This is a genomic window from Oleiphilus sp. HI0067 (genome assembly GCF_001635735.1).
Genome location: NZ_LWFI01001600.1, coordinates 1 through 820 on the forward strand (window position 1 = coordinate 1; position 820 = coordinate 820).

Sequence of the window (820 nt, forward strand, 5' to 3'; positions counted from 1 at the left end):
TACATGATAAGTTAACAGGACCGGAAATTAAGCAAACATCTGCACCCACTGCATGGAAGGCTTCTGCCAAGGCATAGCCCATCTTGCCTGAGCTATGGTTTGAAATATATCGAACAGGATCAATCGCTTCTCGCGTTGGCCCTGCCGTAATAACGACTCTGTACTTACATTCTCGCGGTGTTGATTCCTGAGAAATTGCCGCAACAATATCGCTTGGTTCCATCATTCGACCAAAACCAACATCACCACATGCTTGTTCGCCTGATGCTGGCCCTACTATTTGGAGTCGCTGCTCATAACTTTCGATGAGATTCTGGAGATTCTTTTGCGTAATAGGATTTGCCCACATTACTTGATTCATTGCCGGCGCGATCGCTATCTGCGCCTCGGTCGCTAGCACAAGCGTTGTGAGAAGATCATCCGCAAAGCCATTAGCTATTCTTGCGATGCAATTTGCACTAGCAGGTGCGATCAATATGAGATCTGCCCATTTTGCGAGTTCGATATGCCCCATTCCTGCTTCAGCATCTTCATCAAGAAGTGCTGTAGAAACAGGTTCGCCACTTAAAGCTTGGAAGGTCAATGGTTGGACGAATGCACACGCACCCTGCGTCATCACAACGCGTACGTTCGCACCGTTTTTCTTGAGTTGGCGACAAAGGTCGGCAGATTTATAAGCAGCAATACCACCACTCACGCCGAGCACAATATTACAGTCTTGAAGTGCCATACTATTTTTGGTCTATCAGATAAAAACAAACCCGCTGTCGCAAGCGATAGCGGGTTCGTAGAATTTCGATCGGGTTATGTCCTACTTAGG

At 47.1% G+C, this 820-nt stretch carries 1 protein-coding gene; it reads right to left on the reverse strand.

From position 1 onward, the window contains the following. The coding region (gene coaBC, locus A3739_RS25995; protein WP_156502854.1) for a bifunctional phosphopantothenoylcysteine decarboxylase/phosphopantothenate--cysteine ligase CoaBC at positions 1-730 on the reverse strand (730 nt) is incomplete at its 3' end. Positions 731-820: the final 90 nt, after the last annotated feature.